At 68.3% G+C, this 18,704-nt stretch carries 14 protein-coding genes, 1 tRNA gene and 4 pseudogenes; 10 read left to right on the plus strand and 9 right to left on the minus strand.

Annotated features, from left to right (window positions below; genetic code table 11):
• Both A5646_RS27605 and A5646_RS27610 read right to left on the minus strand, forming a co-directional pair.
• On the minus strand, positions 1-224 hold a 224-nt coding region (locus A5646_RS27605), incomplete at its 3' end, for a segregation/condensation protein A (protein WP_197497903.1).
• Positions 221-385, minus strand: a pseudogene (locus A5646_RS27610) (ParA family protein); the annotation flags it as partial. The gene A5646_RS27605 and the pseudogene A5646_RS27610, both read right to left, overlap by 4 nt.
• Here A5646_RS27610 and A5646_RS00160 point away from each other — a divergent pair.
• The 7 genes and pseudogenes from A5646_RS00160 to A5646_RS00190 all read left to right on the plus strand — a co-directional run.
• Positions 365-1,033 (plus strand): annotated as a pseudogene (locus A5646_RS00160) (segregation/condensation protein A); the annotation flags it as partial. The pseudogenes A5646_RS27610 and A5646_RS00160 overlap by 21 nt on opposite strands.
• Positions 1,033-1,728 (plus strand): SMC-Scp complex subunit ScpB, encoded by a 696-nt coding sequence (scpB, locus tag A5646_RS00165; RefSeq protein ID WP_066872259.1) that lies wholly within the window; start codon positions 1,033-1,035, stop codon positions 1,726-1,728. The pseudogene A5646_RS00160 and the gene scpB, both read left to right, overlap by 1 nt.
• Positions 1,728-2,471, plus strand: coding sequence for a pseudouridine synthase (locus A5646_RS00170; RefSeq protein ID WP_066876928.1), 744 nt, complete (start codon positions 1,728-1,730; stop codon positions 2,469-2,471). Before scpB ends, A5646_RS00170 begins: the two co-directional genes overlap by 1 nt.
• A gap of 5 nt (positions 2,472-2,476) precedes the next feature.
• Entirely contained in the window at positions 2,477-3,139 is a 663-nt protein-coding gene (gene cmk / locus A5646_RS00175; protein ID WP_066876929.1) for a (d)CMP kinase, read from the plus strand.
• Positions 3,136-4,536, plus strand: coding sequence for a ribosome biogenesis GTPase Der (gene der, locus A5646_RS00180; protein ID WP_066872268.1), 1,401 nt, complete (start codon positions 3,136-3,138; stop codon positions 4,534-4,536). Before cmk ends, der begins: the two co-directional genes overlap by 4 nt.
• Before the next feature lie 205 nt (positions 4,537-4,741).
• Positions 4,742-4,818 (plus strand) — tRNA-Pro (locus A5646_RS00185).
• Positions 4,819-4,968: 150 nt separating this feature from the next.
• Positions 4,969-5,394: a cellulose-binding domain-containing protein gene (locus A5646_RS00190; RefSeq protein ID WP_066876930.1), complete on the plus strand. Its 426-nt coding sequence runs from the start codon at positions 4,969-4,971 to the stop codon at positions 5,392-5,394.
• A gap of 18 nt (positions 5,395-5,412) precedes the next feature.
• Here A5646_RS00190 and A5646_RS00195 read toward each other — a convergent pair whose 3' ends face one another.
• From A5646_RS00195 to A5646_RS00205, 4 genes are all read right to left on the minus strand, one after another.
• Positions 5,413-6,081 (minus strand): DUF2510 domain-containing protein, encoded by a 669-nt coding sequence (locus A5646_RS00195; RefSeq protein ID WP_066876931.1) that lies wholly within the window; start codon positions 6,079-6,081, stop codon positions 5,413-5,415.
• Positions 6,082-6,178: 97 nt separating this feature from the next.
• Positions 6,179-6,313 carry a hypothetical protein gene (locus A5646_RS30210; RefSeq protein ID WP_255361674.1) on the minus strand — a complete coding sequence of 45 codons (135 nt, stop codon included), beginning with the start codon at positions 6,311-6,313 and terminating at the stop codon, positions 6,179-6,181.
• Positions 6,314-6,394: 81 nt separating this feature from the next.
• A complete protein-coding gene (locus A5646_RS00200; protein ID WP_066872283.1) occupies positions 6,395-6,829 on the minus strand; it encodes a DUF4383 domain-containing protein in 435 nt (144 codons plus the stop codon).
• An 88-nt stretch (positions 6,830-6,917) separates the two neighbouring features.
• Positions 6,918-8,474, minus strand: coding sequence for a succinic semialdehyde dehydrogenase (locus tag A5646_RS00205; RefSeq protein ID WP_066876932.1), 1,557 nt, complete (start codon positions 8,472-8,474; stop codon positions 6,918-6,920).
• 135 nt (positions 8,475-8,609) lie between these two features.
• Here A5646_RS00205 and A5646_RS00210 point away from each other — a divergent pair, with 135 nt between their 5' ends.
• Positions 8,610-8,990, plus strand: coding sequence for a hypothetical protein (locus A5646_RS00210; RefSeq protein WP_066876933.1), 381 nt, complete (start codon positions 8,610-8,612; stop codon positions 8,988-8,990).
• Between the two features lie 39 nt (positions 8,991-9,029).
• Here A5646_RS00210 and A5646_RS00215 read toward each other — a convergent pair whose 3' ends face one another.
• Both A5646_RS00215 and A5646_RS00220 read right to left on the minus strand, forming a co-directional pair.
• The gene (locus A5646_RS00215; protein WP_197499570.1) at positions 9,030-9,833 is read right to left on the minus strand and encodes a transglutaminase family protein; all 804 of its coding nucleotides are present in this window, start codon (positions 9,831-9,833) and stop codon (positions 9,030-9,032) included.
• Between the two features lie 66 nt (positions 9,834-9,899).
• A complete protein-coding gene (locus tag A5646_RS00220) occupies positions 9,900-10,694 on the minus strand; it encodes a GAP family protein (protein ID WP_067018940.1) in 795 nt (264 codons plus the stop codon).
• A 1,213-nt stretch (positions 10,695-11,907) separates the two neighbouring features.
• Here A5646_RS00220 and A5646_RS27615 point away from each other — a divergent pair.
• The gene (locus A5646_RS27615) at positions 11,908-12,135 is read left to right on the plus strand and encodes an MbtH family protein (protein WP_067142077.1); all 228 of its coding nucleotides are present in this window, start codon (positions 11,908-11,910) and stop codon (positions 12,133-12,135) included.
• A 53-nt stretch (positions 12,136-12,188) separates the two neighbouring features.
• A pseudogene (locus A5646_RS00225) lies at positions 12,189-18,452 on the plus strand (amino acid adenylation domain-containing protein); the annotation flags it as partial.
• A gap of 45 nt (positions 18,453-18,497) precedes the next feature.
• On the opposite strand, the pseudogene A5646_RS30295 reads toward A5646_RS00225, so the two are convergent.
• Positions 18,498-18,692: pseudogene (locus tag A5646_RS30295) on the minus strand (AMP-binding protein); the annotation flags it as partial.
• Between the last annotated feature and the right edge of the window lie 12 nt (positions 18,693-18,704).

The raw sequence follows: 18,704 nt of genomic DNA on the forward strand, positions 1-18,704 counted from the left end.
AACGCGGTGGTCTCCTCCAGCTCGAGCTGCGGGCCGATTTCGCGGGTGTAGGCGATGAAGTCGTCGGTGACCTGGTGCAGCGCCACCTCGGTCACGTCGAGGCGATGGGCGAAGATCAGCTGCAGCAGCAGGTCGAACGGGCCCTCGAAATTGGTCAGGCGGACTTGGAAGCCAGCCCCGTAGCCGTTCTGCTGTGGCGCCTCACCGGTTGCGGCCGCGTTCACGCGCCGAATCGGTCGATGAATTCGCGGGCCAGCGCGCGATAGGCGATGGCGCCGGTGGAGCGCGGGGCCCACGTGGTGATGGGTTCGCCGGCGACGCTGGTCTCCGGGAATCGCACGGTCCGGGTGATGACGGTGTCGAACACCAGGTCACCGACGACTTCATCGCCTACACCCGCGAAATCGGCCCGCAGCTCGAGCTGGAGGAGACCACCGCGTTCCTGGTGGTCGCCGCGACCCTGCTGGATCTGAAGGCGGCAAGGCTGCTGCCGGCCGGGCAGGTCGACGACGACGAAGATCTGGCGCTGCTGGAGGTGCGCGACCTGCTGTTCGCCCGGCTGCTGCAGTACCGGGCGTTCAAGCACGTCGCCGAGATGTTCGCGGAGCTCGAGGCCACCGCGCTGCGCAGTTATCCGCGCTCGGTGTCGCTGGAGGACCGGTTCACCGAACTGCTGCCCGAGGTGATGATCGGCGTCGACGCCGAACGGTTCGCCCAGATCGCCGCGATCGCGTTCAGCCCGCGGCCCGTGCCGACGGTGTCCGTCGCGCACCTGCACCAGGTGCAGGTGTCGGTCCCCGAGCAGGCCAAAAAGCTGCTGGACATCCTTCAGGCGCGAGGCAGCGGCGCGTGGGCGACGTTCTCCGAGCTGGTCGCCGACTGTGAGGCGTCGATGGAGGTGGTCGGGCGCTTCCTGGCGCTGCTCGAACTGTATCGGTCGCGGGCGGTAGCATTCGACCAGTCAGAGCCGCTTGGCGTGCTCCAAATTGCCTGGACCGGGGAGTGTCCGACCACCGAAATACGAGACGAGTAATGACTGAAGATCTGCCCGACGTCGTACTCGATGACGGCATCCCGGACATCGCCGAGGTCGCGCCGATGGAATCCGAGGAACTCGGCTCGGTGCTCGAGGCGCTGCTGCTGGTGGTGGACACCCCGGTCACCGCGGAGGCGCTGGCGTCGGCCACCGGGCAGCCGGTGTACCGGATCGCGACCAAGCTGCAGGAGATGGCCGAGCAACTCACCGAGCGGGACAGCGGCATCGACCTGCGCAAAAACAGCGAGGGCTGGCGGATGTACACCCGCGCCCGGTTCGCGCCCTATGTCGAGAAGCTGCTGCTGGACGGCGCGCGATCCAAACTCACCCGCGCCGCGCTGGAGACGCTGGCCGTGGTCGCCTACCGCCAGCCCGTGACCCGTGCGCGGGTGAGCGCGGTGCGCGGCGTCAACGTCGACGCGGTGATGCGCACGCTGCTGGCGCGCGGCCTGATCACCGAGGCCGGGGCCGACGAGGACACCGGCGCGGTGACGTTCGCCACCACCGACCTGTTCCTGGAACGCCTCGGGTTGACCTCGCTTTCGGACCTGCCGGACATCGCGCCGCTGCTTCCCGACGTCGACACGATCGAGGACCTATCCGAATCCCTGGACAGCGAGCCACGTTTCATCAAACTCTCGGGCGGTCCATCGCCCGATCAGGCGCTGACCTTCGACGTGGACCAGGATTGATGCACGAAGCTGAGGGGATCCGGCTGCAGAAGGTGTTGTCGCAGGCCGGAATTGCGTCGCGGCGGGCCGCCGAGAAGTTGATCATCGACGGCCGCGTCGAGGTCGACGGGCAGGTGGTGACCGAACTGGGCACCCGCGTCGACCCGGACTCCTCGGTGATCCGCGTCGACGGGGCCCGGGTGGTCCTCGACGACTCGCAGGTGTATCTGGCCCTGAACAAGCCGCGCGGTGTGCACTCGACCATGTCCGACGACCGCGGCCGCCCGTGCATCGGCGATCTGGTCGAGCGCAAGGTCCGCGGCAACAAGAACCTGTTTCACGTCGGGCGGTTGGACGCCGACACCGAGGGGCTGATCCTGCTGACCAACGACGGCGAGCTGGCGCATCGGTTGATGCATCCGTCCCACGAGGTGCCCAAGACGTATCTGGCGACGGTGACCGGGTCGGTGCCGCGTGGGCTCGGCAAGAAGCTGCGCGCGGGGATCGAGTTGGACGACGGGGCGGCCAAGGTCGACGAATTCGCGGTGGTGGACGCCATTCCCGGCAAGACGCTGGTGCGGGTGACGTTGCACGAGGGGCGCAATCGCATCGTGCGCCGGCTGCTGGCGGCGGCGGGATTCCCGGTGGAGTCGTTGGTGCGCACCGACATCGGGCCCGTCTCGCTGGGTAAGCAGCGACCGGGCACCTTCCGGGCGTTGGCTCATCACGAGATCGGCCAGCTATACAAGGCGGTGGGCCTGTGAGTGGAATGGTCGTTGCCATCGACGGCCCGGCGGGTACCGGAAAGTCCTCGGTGTCAAGGGGATTGGCGCAAGCGCTCGGCGCACGCTATCTCGACACCGGGGCGATGTACCGGATGGTGACGCTGGCCGTGCTGCGCGCGGGCATCGACCCGGGCGACGCCGACGCGGTCGGCGGGATCGGGTCGACGGCGCAGCTGTCGGTGGACGGCGATCGGTGTTTGCTTGCCGGCGAGGACGTTTCCACCGAGATTCGCGGGGATGCCGTCACCGGCGCCGTCTCGGCGGTGTCGGCGGTGCCGGCCGTGCGCGCCAGGCTGGTCGAGCTGCAGCGCGAGATGGCCGCTGGGCCAGGCGATGTCGTGGTCGAGGGGCGCGACATCGGCACCGTCGTCCTGCCCGACGCGCCCGTCAAGATCTTCCTGACCGCGTCGGCCGAGACCCGGGCGCGGCGGCGCAACGAACAGAACGTGGCGGCCGGGCTGGCCGACGACTACGAGGCGGTGCTCGCCGATGTCCGCCGCCGCGACCATCTGGATTCGACCCGGGCGGTGTCGCCGCTGCGCGCGGCGCCCGACGCACTCGTCGTCGACACCAGCGAGATGACCGAGGCCCAGGTGATTTCGCACCTGCGGGACCTGGTCAAGCAGCGAAGCGGAGCGGTGCGGTGACCCAAGACGGCACGTGGAGTGACGAAAGCGACTGGGAATCCGTCGATTTCGGCCTGGACGAACAGGAGGAGGCCGGCCCGGCGCCCGTGGTGGCGGTGGTCGGCCGGCCCAACGTCGGCAAGTCGACACTGGTCAACCGGATCCTGGGGCGGCGCGAAGCGGTGGTGCAGGACGTCCCGGGCGTCACCCGCGACCGGGTGTCCTACGACGCGCTGTGGACCGGGCGCCGGTTCATCGTGCAGGACACCGGGGGATGGGAGCCCGACGCCAAGGGCCTGCAGCAGCTGGTGGCCGACCAGGCCTCGGTGGCGATGCGCACCGCCGATGCTGTGATCCTGGTGGTCGACGCCGTCGTCGGCGCCACCACGGCCGACGAGGCCGCCGCCCGGATCCTGCTGCGGTCGGGCAAGCCGGTCTTCTTGGCGGCCAACAAGGTTGACAGCGACAAGGTCGAGGCGGACGCCGCGATGCTGTGGTCACTGGGGCTCGGTGAGCCGCACGCGATCAGCGCCATACACGGCCGCGGCGTGGCGGATCTGCTCGACGCGGTGCTGGCCGCGCTGCCCGAGGTGTCCGAGGTGGCGCCCACGTCCGGCGGACCGCGGCGGGTGGCGCTGGTCGGCAAGCCCAACGTGGGCAAGAGCTCGCTGCTGAACAAGCTGGCCGGGGACCAGCGCTCGGTCGTGCACGACGTCGCCGGAACGACGGTGGATCCGGTGGACTCGCTGATCGAGCTGGATGACAAGGTTTGGCGGTTTGTCGACACCGCGGGCTTGCGGCGAAAGGTTGGCCAGGCCAGCGGGCACGAGTTCTACGCCTCGGTGCGCACCCACTCGGCCATTGACGCGGCCGAGGTGGTGATCGTGCTGATCGACGGATCGGAGCCGCTGACCGAGCAGGACCAGCGGGTGCTGTCGATGGTCATCGAGGCCGGCCGCGCCCTGGTGCTGGCCTTCAACAAGTGGGACCTGGTCGACGAGGACCGCCGCGAGATGCTGGAGCGCGAGATCGACCGCGAACTGGTGCAGCTGCGGTGGGCGCCGCGGGTCAACATCTCCGCCAAGACCGGCCGGGCGCTGCAGAAGCTGGTGCCTGCGATGGAGACCGCGCTGGCATCGTGGGATGCGCGGATTCCGACCGGCCCGCTCAATTCCTGGCTCAAAGAGGTGGTGGCGGCCACCCCGCCGCCGGTGCGTGGCGGCAAGCAGCCGCGCATCCTGTTCGCCACCCAAGCCACCGCCCGGCCGCCGACGTTCGTGCTGTTCACCACCGGGTTTCTGGAGGCCGGATACCGGCGCTTTCTGGAGCGCCGGCTGCGCGAGGCCTTCGGGTTCGAGGGGTCGCCGATCCGGATCAACGTGCGGGTGCGCGAGAAGCGGGGAGCGCGGCGGCGCTGAGGTGTCGGCGCGGTTTTCGGGGCGCCGGCGATGTTTCCGGCTCTCTTCAGACCAATAGGTGCTTCTCAAAGCCGCTAGCACCGGCGCTAGCACGTTTGCGATTCACCTATTGGTCTTCTGTCGCCCGCCGGCGGAGGTCGCCTGGCGGGGCGGCCGCCCGGTTACGGTAGGCTTTCGACCTGCTGCCGGTGCACGCGCCGGCGCGCGGGCTGTGGCGCAGTTTGGTAGCGCACTTGACTGGGGGTCAAGTGGTCGCAGGTTCAAATCCTGTCAGCCCGACCACAGGTCAGCGGCGGTTGTGGCCTGTACCCGGGTGCGCCGGCCCGCGCCGAGGCGAGAAGATTTCACGACGGTTTCGGTTGGGCAAAGGTACGGCAGCTTACCCGCGACGCGCCGGCCGATATCGCCCCCGCGGTTTTAATGTTGGCAGTCATGGGCGGAGGCACACATCGCGTGAACCGCTGGCGCGCAGCGTTTCACGTACTCGCATCGGCGTCGACGGTTGCCGTCCTGGGGCTCGGCATCGCTCCCGCGGCCCACGCGGCCGCCGCCACGGCGACGTTGTCGGTGGACCATGCGTGGCAGACCGGTTTCATCGCCCGCTTCTCCGTCACCAACGCGAGCATGGCGCCGCTCACCGATTGGAAGCTGGAATTCGACTTGCCGGCGAGCGAATCCGTCTTGCACACCTGGAACAGCACCGTTACCCAATCCGGCACGCACTATGTTCTGACCCCGGCGAACTGGAATCGCAGCATTCCCCCCGGGGGTTCGGCCACGGGCGGTTTCAGGGGCGTGCTGACCGGTCCCTTCTCGCCACCGCAGAATTGCCTGATCAACGGGCAGTACTGCACTTAGCGGCCACGGACGACCGATCTATGGCTGGAAGGCCGGCAGGACGGTGCCGGAGTCGCGGATCTCCCAGATGCTGGCTTTGTTGATGCCGTCGAAGTTGATCTTGTCCAGCGTGGCCCGCGAATACGTGAGGTCGATGGCGACCTGGGTCGAGGTGTTGCCGTACGGGTCGGTCATCGGAAAGGTGCCCTGCACGTTCACCGCGGACGCGTCGGGGTAGGTCGCCCGCGCGTACTTGAGAATGCCGATGGTGTCCAGCCGGGCGCCGTCCTTGATCATCTGCTCGGTGTAGTTGTCCCGAATGGCGAACTTGGCGTCGACCACGTCACCATTCGGGCCCGGCGCGACGGTGAAGGTGACGCCGTCCGGCTTTTTGGGACCGGCCGGCGTCGACGGCGCCTCGGCCGGCCCCGCCGTGGCCGAACTGCTCGACTCGGCCGATCGGCCGTCCTTCTTCGGGTCGAAAACCCAGCTCTTGCCGACGATGATGAGCAGCACCAGGACGCACAGCGCGGCCAGCGCCAGGACCGCCTTGCCGGGCAGGCCCTTCTTCGGCGGGTCCGCGGTGAAGGCCCACTCGCTGGTCCAGCTGGTGCCGTCGAAGTAGCGCTGCAGCCCGTGGCCTACTGCGGGATCGGGATACCAGCCCGGCGCCGATTGCGGCGGCGGCGGCGCCTGTTCAGACGGCATCCATCCATTTTCGTCGTGACGGTGACATCCCGGCCACCCGCCCCCGCTGACCGCGCGAAACGCGATCCGATTTGGGCGGCGTCATGCCGTCACGCCGTCAGTCCTCGCGGTCCGGCTCGGTGAGTTCGGGCGCGTTCTCGCGGGTCGCCATCCCGCCTTCGCGCCCATGATCCGCGGGGCCGGGACGACCGCCCTTGGGCTCGTCGTCGTCCTTGTCCGATTGCTTGGCCATCGCAACCTCCTTCGTCGACCGGATGACTACCCGCAGCGGCGGCGATGTGAACTCAAATGGCCCGGGGGTGAGGGTTTGGCGTTACGGCGCTTTCCGGAGATCGGCGAGCGAGCTTTTGAGACCGCCGTCCATCCGGATCTGCACGGCCGCCACCGCGACCATCACCGTGGCGGTCACCAGGTGCACCACCGCGTCGGTCGTGTTGTTGGGGAAGGTGAAGACGAACGCGACCTGATGGGAGAAGAAGGCCCAAATGCCGGGCAGCGCACCGGCTATCGCGGCGAGCAGCAGATACAGCACCGACCATGACTTGCGCAGCGCGAACACCAGGCCCGGGGCGAACAGCGCCAGACCGGCGACGGCGTGCCAGCCGTTGTAGTCCATTCCGAGCAGCTGCACGGTCGGCGCGGTGGGGCCGGTGGCGAAGCTGGGATTCATGATGAAGCCGATCACCGCCTGGACGACGTGAAAAGCGCAGATGATCAGCAGCCCGATCTGGGCGAAACTCCACCTCACAGTGCACCTCCTTGTGCATGATGGGGTAGCCCGGATACTACGCGCGGTAGTAGATCGGGGTCAACGGGTGAATCGGCCCGCCGCGAAGTCAGTTCCGGCCGGGGATCTTCATCACCGTCCGCACGATCGGCAGCAGCGACTTCTGCCACACCTTCCCCGGAATGCCCAGGGGCGGATCGAGATTGAACACCCGCGCGGTCGCGATCGTCTGCGATTCGGTGTACTTCAGCAGGCCCTCGGGGCCGTGCCGGCGGCCGACACCGGACTGGCCCATCCCGCCCATCGGCGCGCTGAGGCTGCCCCAGGCGAAGGCGTAACCCTCGTTGACGTTCACCGTCCCCGACCGCAACCGGGCGGCGATCTGCTGACCCTCGGCGGAGGAGCCGGCCCACACGCTGGCGTTGAGCCCGTAGTCGCTGTTGTTGGCCTTCTCGACGGCCTCGTCCACGTCGGCGACGGGGTAGATCGAGACGAGCGGACCGAACGTCTCGTTGGCCGCGCACTCCATCTCGGGCGTGACATCGGTCAGCACCGTCGGCTCGTAGAACAGGGGGCCGATGTCGGGACGCGCCTTCGCGCCCGCAATCACCTTGGCGCCCTTGGCTTTCGCGTCCTCCACATGGTCGGTCACGGTGTCCAGCTGGCCGGCGGAGATCAGGCTGCCCATGTCCACCGAGAAGTCATAGTCGGTGCCCAGCTTCATGTTTCGCACCGCGGCGCCGAATTTGCCGATGAAATCGTCGGCGATGTCCTTCTCGACGTAGATGCGCTCGATGGAGATGCATAGCTGGCCCGCGTTGGAGAAACACGCGCGGGTGGCCGCCTTGGCGGCCTTGTCGAGATTGGCGCCCCGCGTGACGATCATCGCGTTCTTGCCGCCGAGTTCGGCCGAGAACCCGATCAGGCGACGGCCCGCGTGTTCGGCGAGCTGCCTGCCGGTGGCGGTCGAGCCGGTGAACATCAGGTAGTCGCAGTTGTCGATGATCGCGGTGCCCACCGCCGAGCCCGGCCCGGGCACGATCGCGTAGAGCGCGCGGGGCAGGCCGGCCTTGTACAGGAGCTCGGCGCAGGCGAGCGCGCAATAGGGCGTCTGGCTGTCGGGCTTGAGCACCACCGCGTTGCCGGCCAGCAGCGCCGGCACCGAGTCGGACGCCGTCAGCGTCATGGGGTAGTTCCACGGCGAGATCACCCCGACCACGCCCTTGGGTTGGTAACCGACCGTGGTCTTGCCGATGCCGGGGAGCAGCGCGGGCACCGTGCGGGGCTTGAGCAGGTCGGCCGCGACGCCCGCGTAGTAGTTCGCGTTCGCCACCAGATCGATGATTTCCTCCTGCGCCGCCCAGCGGGCCTTGCCGGCCTCCGCCTGCAGGAGATCCATCAGGAACTCGCGGTTCTCGATGACGAGGTCGCGGTAGCGGGCGATGATCTCGACGCGCTCGGCGACCGGGCGGTTCGCCCAGGCGACCTGGGCCGCCCGCGCCTCGGCGAATGCGGCTTCGACGTCTTCGGCGGTGCCGATCGGGATCGTGGTCAGCGGCTTGCCGGTGAAGACCTCGTCGATCGTCTTGGTCTGACGTGCGGTGGCGTCTTTGATCGCGGCCAGCTGACGCAGGCGATCGAAGACCTCGGCAGACGGTGCAGGCATGTCGTTACCTCCGAAGCTCGGGCGTTCAAAACACCAGCCTATTGGTCGTCGGCTCCAGCAAAAGTGGGTAAGCAACACCCAAGCGCGCACGCGTGTCCGGTTTGTACCAGTTCACTAGTCGAAAGGCGGCATCGGATGGTTCGTCAGGAAGGAGGCCGCTGGGATGTCGGGGCCGAGGGCAACACGGTGTACCTCGAGCGCATCTCTGAGGGCGACGAGCGGATATTCGACGATTTGCTATCACCCCAAGAGGCCCGGCAACTCGCCGGGCTTTTGACGAAGTACGCAGACAAGGCCGACGAGGCGGACGAGTCGGATGACAAGTCGGAGGACTCCGACGACAAGTCGAAGGATTCCGGCGACAAGTCGAAGGATTCCGACGATAAGGACGACTCCGGCGACGAGGACGAGGACTCCGACGACGAGGACTCCGATAACAACGACGACGGTGACTCCGATAACGAGGACGAGGACTCCGACGACCAGAAAGATTCCGACGACGACAAGTCCGGCTGATTACCGGCACGCCGCGATCATGCTGTGGCACAGGCGATTTCAGCGGATGGAAACCAGGTGGTCGATCGAGTCCCGGGGCAACTCGCCGTCCACCACGGCGCTCACGACCAGACGATTCAGCGTGACCGCACCTTTGTGATTGTCGAGGAACGCCGTGTCGGCGGCGTCGCGGCCGGTGGCCACCCGCACCAGCGTCTGCCGTGGCGCCAGCAAAGTCGCGTCCACCACGCGCCAGTGCCCGTCGACGAACGCCTCCGCGACGGCGTGAAAGTCCATCGGGTACACGCCCGGCGCGTACACGGACACCACCCGGGCCGGGACGCTGACCGCTCGCAGGAGCGCCACCACCAGGTGCGCGTAGTCCCGGCACACACCTTCGCCGGCGAGCAACGTGTCCACCGCCCCGTCGATCGGATCGCTGGAGCCGGGCACGTAGTTCAGCCGGGTGCCTACCCAGGAACTCACGTGCTCCAGCAGCTCCGCGGCATCGCGGTCATTTCCGAATTCGGTTGCGGCGAAACCGAAGAACTTGTCGGATTCGGCGTAGCGGCTGGGCCGCAGGTACATCGACTGGTCGTATTCGGTCACCGGAGCCGGATCGGTGTGACCCACGATGGTCGCCTCGTAGTCGACGCGCAGCGTGCCCACCGCGGCGTCGAACTTGTGGATGCGGTTGCCGTGCAGCCCGCTGATCTCCAGGGGCGTGATCGGCCGTCCGTCCAGGACGAAGCGCAGCGACTCGGACACCTCGGCTCGCGGATGCGGCGCCACGGCGATCTGAAACTCCAGCGTCGTGGCCGCGGTGATGTCGACTTCGAGTTCGGCGCCCACTTCGCGTTTCATAGCGCGATCCTGCGCGAGTTGCCCCGGATCCGCCACCGGACGCCCTGATTCGGTGAGCGGTTCCGCTCAGAGGATGTGCAGGCCCTGGGCCAGCTCCGAGACCCCGACCACCGCGAACAGGCCCACCAGGATTTGCCGGTGGTAGCTGCGCACCCAGTCGTGCAGCACCAACAGCAAGGACTGCGTTCGCGCCGGCCTGACGAGGTAGCCGACCAGGATGATCTCGACGACGGCGTACATCAGCATGACGAATGCGACGGACGCGCCGGCCTGCGCGCTCACCGATGCACCCGAGGCCGCGATGATCGCCACGATGAACAGGACGCCGTCGACCGGCACCGAGATGATGCCGATCACCCACGCCACCCACGACGCCCCGCTTTCCCAGGCGCTGTGGACGCGGCCGAGCAGGCGCCGGAATCGGGAGGGGTCGTCGGCCGGCGCCTCCTGGACCCGCGTCAGCAGCCGCGGCATTGCGATCGGTGCACCCGAGACCATCGACAGTTCCGGCGTGCGGTCGGCGTCAGGCGCGGGTTGGCGTGTCCGTCGGCGGGTGAGGAAGCGGACCGTCATCAGTGCGGCGACCGACAGGACGACCACACCGAGGCCGATCTGAATCCTGCCGAGGGCCGAGCTCGTCGACGGGGACGCCGAACCGTGCGCGAGGTGTGCGAACATCGGCGTGAAGTTCAGCAGCAGCAGCGGGACGAGCAACTCGGGTATGCATATCGTCAATCCGCCGAGCCAGTAGGCGAGCAGGCTCGCCCCGGGACGCGGTCGAGAGATCATCAATAAGGCGAGGCCGAGGCGGACCGGATTGAGCGCAGCCAGGATCCCCAAGCCCAGCACTGACCCCCACATGGTTCGGGGCTCTACCCGTCGATGGCGGCGTCTAAACGCCGCCATTCCCCGAGTACGCACTCGAGTATTTGCGTGCCGCAAAGTCGGCTATGAATCCGCTGTGTGCGCCAAACCCGGTTGTGGTCAACGGATTCGGGCTCGGCGCTCGACGACAGCGCGGCAGGTGAGAGAGGGGTCCGCGTGCCGAACCGTCGCCCGGCTCGGATCGCCGAAGCCGCGCATCGGAGGTAGCGGACCGGGCCGACGCCCGAGCACCGGCGAACATCTTCCGTGCCGGATGGCCGTGACATCAATCACAACGTGCCTGTTTACGGCCCCGCGTGGATGGCGCTGAGCGGCCCCTGGCAAATCGTGCGAGGCTGGCTTGAGGCGCGGATTCGACTCGGCGACATCCGAATGATGAGGACAGGCGATGGGGCAGCCACGGTGGGCCGGTTCGGCTCTGTGTAGCTATGGCGCGGCCGGGGTCGCCATCAGTGGTTCGCCACGCCGCCGGCCGCGTTTTAGCAAGCGTCCGTACGTTTTTGCATGGTGGCAGCCGGATGCTACGTCGCGTCCTGCTGGCCGGGGTCCCCAGTGCAGAGTCACAAACGCGCAGCTGAAAGCGCTCGGGCTGGACGCCTACCCGAACTCAATCGGTGGTCCCGGTGTCACGCGCGCCGGCACTGGACGCATGCCGACCGCACCGGCAAATATTTTGCGAATGCGTAAGCGAGGTTTTCGGCCGCGGATGGCGGCAAAGATCGCTGGTCAGCGTCGACAAGCGAAATCGCACCCGGCGTCGCGTTCGGGAAGTGGAGGTGCACCTGGCGCACCCATGACACGTTACTTTTGCTAAGCAGCAAAAATCGGTGCGCACAGTAGTATGACTGCGGATCGGTTATGCAAGAACGGAATTCATATGTTTGGCACAGTATTGGCTGGGTATTGTCGATTCCGTGGATCGCGACGCCGACGGTCGCAGTGGTAGCTCATGCGGAGTGCACTGCCGATGAACGCTATCTGTCGGCGAGGTGCCGGAATGGTCACCGCGACCATGATGTCGTCGCGCCGCCCCCGCCGTCCGAGCTCACCGGCGCTGACGCCGGGCGCCTGGGCAGATCGACATACGGGCCGGGCTTGACGGATCAATCCTCAAGCGCCGCAACGATATTCGGGGTTATCCGCAGCACGGCTTGGTAAATCTACGTCTCGGGTGTTAGGGGGTCCATCGGTGTCGCTCAATCCGTTCGATGACGACAACGGCCAATTTTTCGTCTTGGTCAATAATGAAGAACAGCACAGTCTTTGGCCGACCTTCGCTGTCATTCCCGCCGGTTGGAGGGTAGTTTTTGGGGAAGCCGACCGCGCCACATGCCTGCACTACATCGAAGAAGCCTGGCCCGATATACGGGCGAAAAGTCTGCGCGACACGCTGACCGCGCCGGTTTGTGATCATTAGACCGGTGTCGGTATGAAGGGTTTCGGGGTCGAACTCTTGGTGGGGGGCGTTTAGTGGAGCGTGTTGACCGGGCTGTTCCGGTGACGCGGGGTCAGCTCGACATCTGGCTGGCGCTGCAAACGGGCTACTTTGATGTGGCTTGGCAGCTGGGTGTCCTCGTCCATATCCAGGGCGCCATCGACACCGGTTTGTTGCACGAGGCTATGCGACATGTGGTCAATGAGGCTGAGAGCCTGCGGGCTTCGTTCTTCGAGGTGGACGGCCAGGTCTTCCAAAAGGCCGTCGAGTACGACGATGTCGATCTGGTCTTCTATGACCTGACCGACTCACGCGATCCGGAGCGGGAAGTTCGCGAAACCGCCGCGTCGATTCAGCGGACGCCGATGCCGCTCACCGGCCCGATGATCAAGTTCGCGCTGTTCCGGACCGCGCCCGACGAGTACTACTGGTTCACCACCTGCCATCACATCGCCATCGATGGGATGGGCATCGCCCTGGTGGGCCGGCGGATCGCGGCGATCTACTCCGCGCTTGCGTCCGGGAAACCGATTCCGCCCGCCTTCTTCGGGTCGCTGCACGACCTCGCCAGCGGCGAGTTGGAGTACGAGATATCTCCCAAATTCGTTGAGGATCAGGAATATTGGGCCTCTCACCGGCCATCGGGCGCCGGGGCGGACTACCCGTCGACGGTCGCCGACGATGGGCGGGACCCGTATTCGCCTTCTCCGCCAGTCCAATTGGACGAGGCCGTCATCGGCAAGGTCAAGGAGCTGTCCAAGGCGCTGCGCATCCGCCGGTCCTCGGTGCTCACGGCGGCGTGCGCACTGCTGGTCCGCGGTTGGTCGGCCGACGGCTCGGACGAGGTCGTGCTCGACTTCCCGGTCAGCAGGCGAGTCGATCCGGAGTCCAAGACGCATCCCGGCATGCTCGCCGGGGTGGTGCCGCTGGTGCTGAAGGCTGCGCCGGACACGACGTTTGCCGACTTCTGCCGGCAGGTCGATGCGCGGTCACGAGAAGCGTTGCGGCATCAGCAGTTTCCGACGCGCACGCTGGACGGCGAAGGCCACTTCAACGGACCCAGGCAGGCGCCCAACCGCGTCGTCGTCAACTTCGTGCCGGCGCGCCTTACGCTCAGCCTGGGCGACGTCCCGGCGACCGCGAAGTACACCAGCTTCGGCCCGGTGGGCCATTTCGGGCTGTTTTTCCTCGGATTCGGCGATCAGCAGTTCCTGAGCACGGTCGGCACCGGGCAACCCTTCGCCAACTTCGACGTCTCGGATCTGGGGGAGCGGCTGCAGCGGATTCTGGCGACCATCGCCGCCGGTCCGGACCGGCAGTTGTCGTCGTTGGACGTGCTGCATGCCGACGAACGTGCCCGGTTGAAAGAGGTTGGCAACACAGCGGTTTTGACCGATTCGGCGACCGCGCCGATGTCGGTGCCCGAGTTGTTCGCCGCGCAGGTGAGCCGGGCGCCGCAGGCGGTGGCGCTGGCGTGCGAGGGCGCATCGGTGACGTACCGCGAACTCGATGCGGCGTCGAACCGGTTGGCGCATCACCTGGTGGCCCACGGCGCTGGCCCGGGACAGACTGTGGCGCTGATGTTTTCGCGGTCCGCCGAGGCGGTCGCGAGTATCCTCGCGGTGCTCAAGACCGGGGCGGCCTACCTGCCGATCGACCCGTCGTCGCCGGGGACGCGGATCGAATTCATGCTTGCCGACGCGCAGCCGGTCGCCGTGGTGACGACCGCCGATCTGGCGCAGCGGTTCGACGGCCTCGGCACTACCGTCGTCGACGTCAACGATCCGCGCATCGACGCCCGGCCCGCGACGGCGCTGTCGGTGCCCGACCCGGCCGATATCGCCTACCTGATCTACACCTCGGGCACCACGGGCGTCCCCAAAGGCGTTGTGGTGACTCATCGCAACGTGACGCAGCTGATCGGTTCGCTGGACGCGGGCCTGCCCGCCGCCGGCGTGTGGTCGCAGTGCCACTCGTATGCCTTCGACGTGTCGGTTTGGGAGATCTTCGGCGCGCTGCTGCGCGGCGGCCGCCTGGTGGTGGTGTCCGAAGACATAACCCGTTCCCCCGACGAGTTCCACGACGTGCTGGTGGGCGAGAAAGTCAGCGTCTTGACGCAGACACCGTCGGCGGTGGCGATGCTGTCGCCGAAGGGGCTGGAGTCGGTGGCGCTGGCGGTGGTCGGCGAGGCCTGCCCGGCCGAGGTGGTGGACCAGTGGGCGCCCGGCCGGGTGATGGTCAACGCCTACGGCCCGACCGAGACCACCATGTGTGTGGCGATCAGCGCCCCGCTGCGGCCGGGATCCGGCATCCCGCCGATCGGGTCCCCGGTGGACGGCGCCGCCCTGTTCGTGCTCGACGGCTGGCTGCGTCCGCTCCCGCCGGGCGTCGTCGGTGAGCTGTATGTGGCCGGCGACGGGGTGGCCACCGGGTATGTGGGCCGGGCCGGGCTGACGGCGTCGCGGTTCGTGGCGTGCCCGTTCGGCGCGCCGGGCGCCCGGATGTACCGCACCGGCGACCTCGCGTGCTGGGATGCCGACGGTCAGCTGCGCTACCTGGGCCGGGCCGACGAGCAGGTCAAGATCCGCGGCTACCGCATCGAGCTCGGCGAGGTCCAGGCCGCGCTGGCCGCACTCGACGACGTCGAGCAGGCCGTGGTGATCGTCCGCGAGGACCGGCCCGGCGACAAACGTCTGGTCGGCTACGTCACCGGGACCGCCGACCCGGCCGAGGCGCGCACCGCGTTGACCGACCGGCTCCCGGCGCACCTGGTGCCGGCCGCGGTGGTCGGCCTGGACGCGCTGCCGCTCACGTCCAACGGCAAGCTGGACACCCGCGCTCTGCCGGTGCCCGAATACAGCACGGGCGAGTATCGCGCGCCGAGCAACGCCGTCGAGGAAATCCTGGCGGGCATCTACGCCGAGGTGCTCGGCGTGCAGCGGGTCGGCGTGGACGAGTCGTTCTTCGAACTGGGCGGCGACAGCATCCTGTCGTTGCAAGTCGTGGCGCGAGCGCGCGCCGCCGGCCTGACGTGCCGGCCACGAGACGTCTTCGTCGAACAGACCGTGGCCCGGCTGGCCCGGGTGGCCGGCGTCAGCGACGGGGCCGCCGAGGTCGTCGACGAGGGCGTCGGCCCGGTGCTGGCCACCCCGATCATGCGGTGGCTGCGCGACATCGAAAGCGCCGGCGGCCCGATCGATCAGTTCAACCAGACCGTCATGGTCCAGGCCCCGGCCGGGGTGACCGAGGCCGACGTCGCAATCGTGTTGCAGGCCTTGGTGGATCGGCACGCCATGCTGCGGCTGCGCGTCGATGACGACGAGGCCGGCGGTTGGTCGCTGCGGGTGCCCGAGCCCGGGTCGGTGCGGGCGCAGGACTGCCTGCGATCGGTGGACGAGCTGTCCGACGAGGCGCTGGCCGACGCGCGGGCTCGGCTGGAGCCGGCCGCCGGGGTGATGCTGAGCGCGCTGTGGCTCGAGGCCACCGGCCAGTTGGCCGTGATCATTCACCACCTGGCCGTCGACGCCGTGTCGTGGTGGATCCTGTTGGAAGACCTCAACATTGCCTGGGCGCTGCACAGCGCGGGGCAGCCGGTGGAGCTGGCGCCGGCGGGAACGTCGTTCGCCCGGTGGTCGGCGGTGCTGGCCGAGCACGCGCATCGCCCCGAGGTCGTCAGCAAGCTGGGTGCCTGGAAGAAGGTGACCGCCACGCCCCCCGCGCTGCCGGCGGCCAGCCCCGAGGTGGATACCTACGCCTCAGCCGGGCGGTTGTCGGTGGAACTGGATGCCGAGACGACCGGCGCGCTGATCGGCGACGTGCCGACCGCGTTCCACGCCGGCATCCAGGACATCCTGCTGATCGCGTTCGGCCTGGCCTGGGCGGAATTCCTGGGTGGCGCCGACGCGATCGGCATCGACGTCGAGGGCCACGGGCGGCACGAGGAACTGGCCGCGGACATCGACCTGTCCCGCACCGTCGGTTGGTTCACCACCAAATACCCGGTGGCACTGGGCGTGGCCGGGCTCGAGTGGGCCCAGGTGGTGGCCGGTGACCCCGCGCTGGGCGCGGTGATCAAACACGCCAAAGAGCAGCTGCGCGCCCTGCCGGATCCGCTGACCTACGGATTGCTGCGCTACCTCAACACCGAGGTCGAGCTGGCCGGCCCCGACCCGTCGATCGCCTTCAACTACCTGGGACGCCAAGGCGCGGCGTCTGATTCGGCGGGCGAGGGCTGGCGCATCAGCCAGGAGGGCCTGTCCCTGATCGGGGCCGCCGCGGCGGTGCCGATGCCGCTGATGCACACCGTCGAGCTCAACGCCGGCACCATCGACACCGGCACCGGACCCCACCTGCACGCCGAATGGACTTGGGCGCCATCGGTTCTCGATACGGCACAGATCACCCGGTTGAGCCGGCTGTGGTTCGAGGCCCTGGCCGGCGTGTGCGCGCATGTGCGCGCCGGCGGCGGCGGCCTGACCCCGTCCGACATCGCGCCGGCCCGGCTGAGCCAGCACGAGATCGACGAGCTGGCGACCCAGCACCACATCGCCGACATCCTGCCGCTGACCCCGCTGCAACAGGGACTGCTCTTTCACTCCAGCACCGCGCAGGGCAGCGACGACATGTACGCCGTGCAGCTCGACTTCACCCTCACCGGGCCGCTTGACCCCGACCGCCTGCGCGACGCCGTGCACACCGTCGTCAACCGGCATCCACACCTGGCGGCGCTGTTCTGCGACCGCTACGACGAGCCGGTCCAGATCATCCCCGCCGATCCGGTGGTGCAGTGGCAGTACCTCGATCTGGACGGTACCGACGCCGACCGGCGGATCGAGCAGCTGTGCGCCGCCGAGCGCGCGGCGGTGCGCGACCTGTCGGGGCAGGCCGCGTTCCGTGTGGCGCTGATCCGCACTGCGGCCGGCCGGCACCGGTTCGTGTTGACCAACCATCACATCCTGCTCGACGGCTGGTCGCTGCCGATCCTGCTGCGGGAAATCTTCACCAGCTACTACGGCCAGCGGCTGCCCGCCGCCGGCTCCTACCGGGCATTCCTCACCTGGCTGGCCGATCGAGACCTCGACGCCGCCCGGGACGCCTGGGGCCAGCTGCTGTCCGGCTTCGAAACACCCACCCTGGTCGGACCGCAGGACCGGCTGGGCCAAGGCGACCGCGGTTTCGAAAAGTCCTGTGTGCCTGAGCAAATCACCGAGGCCCTGACCGACCTGGCGCGCTCCTGCCACACCACCGTCAGCACCGTCCTGCAGGCGGCCTGGGCCGTGGTGCTGACCTCCCTGACCGGCCAGCACGACGTCGTCTTCGGCACCCCGCGATCGCGCGTCGGCCAACTGGAGGTCGACGACGCCGAACAGATGGTGGGGCTGCTGATCAACACGGTGCCGGTACGCGCCGACATCCGCGCGAGCACCACCACCGCAGACCTGTTGGCCCAGTTGCAGAGCAGCCACAACGACGCGCTCGAGCACCAGCACCTCGCGCTCAGCGAAATTCACCGCGTCACGGGTCACGATCAACTCTTCGACACGCTGTTCGTCTACGAGAACTACCCCGTCGAGAGCGGCATGACGCTGGGCCCCGATGGGCTGGCCATCGCCGAGTTCACCAACCGGGAGTACAACCACTACCCACTGACCGTCGAGGCCCTGCCCGGTCGCGAACTCGGGCTGCACGTCGAATACGACGCCGACGTGTTCGACCCCGCCGGCATCGCCTCGCTGCTGGACCGATTCCAGCGTGTGTTGGTGGCGATGACCAGCGATCCCACCCGGCGGCTCTCGGAGGTCGAACTGCTGGACCGCGCCGAGCGCGAGCTGGTGCTGACGCGGCTGTCGGGCGCCGGTGCCACCGGGCCGGTCGGGGTGGCGCCGCAGCTGCTGGCCGCGGCCCTGTCGGTCGCCCCGGACGCGCCGGCGGTGGTCGACGGTGCGCGGGAACTGTCCTACCGCGAACTCGACGAGTGGTCGACGCGGTTGGCGCGCAAGCTGATTGACGCGGGTGTGGGCCCGGAGCGCGCCGTGGGCGTCGCGGTGGGCCGGTCCGCGGAACTGGTGGTCGCCTGGTGGGCCGTGGTCAAGGCGGGCGGCATCCACGCGCCGGTGGACCTGGATCATCCGGTCGAGCGGGTCGCCGCGGTGCTGGACGCCGTCGGCGCGGTGTGCGTGTTGACGCGTGGCGCCGACGAGGCCGCCGGCGCCGGGGCGCGCCCCGTGCTGCGGATCGACGGCCTGGACCTGTCCGCCTACGACGCCGCGGCGATCACCGACGCCGACCGACGCGTCGAAGGTCGGCGAGGCTACCATCAGCACCCGGGTGTCGGTGTCCAACTCGGACGCTTCGCATTGCGCCGCAGCCCATCCCAGCAGGCCGGCGTGGCTGACCAGCACGCCTTTGGGGGCGCCGGTCGAGCCCGACGTGAAGATCGCGTAGGCGCTGTCGCGAGCGGTCAGCGGCGCCAGACGGTCGGCGTCGGTGATCGCCGCGGCGTCGTAGGCGGACAGGTCCAGGCCGTCGATCCGCAGCACGGGGCGCGCCTG

Origin of the sequence: Mycobacterium sp. 1245499.0, assembly GCF_001673615.1 — a bacterium.
GTDB classification, from domain to species: domain Bacteria; phylum Actinomycetota; class Actinomycetes; order Mycobacteriales; family Mycobacteriaceae; genus Mycobacterium; species Mycobacterium europaeum_A.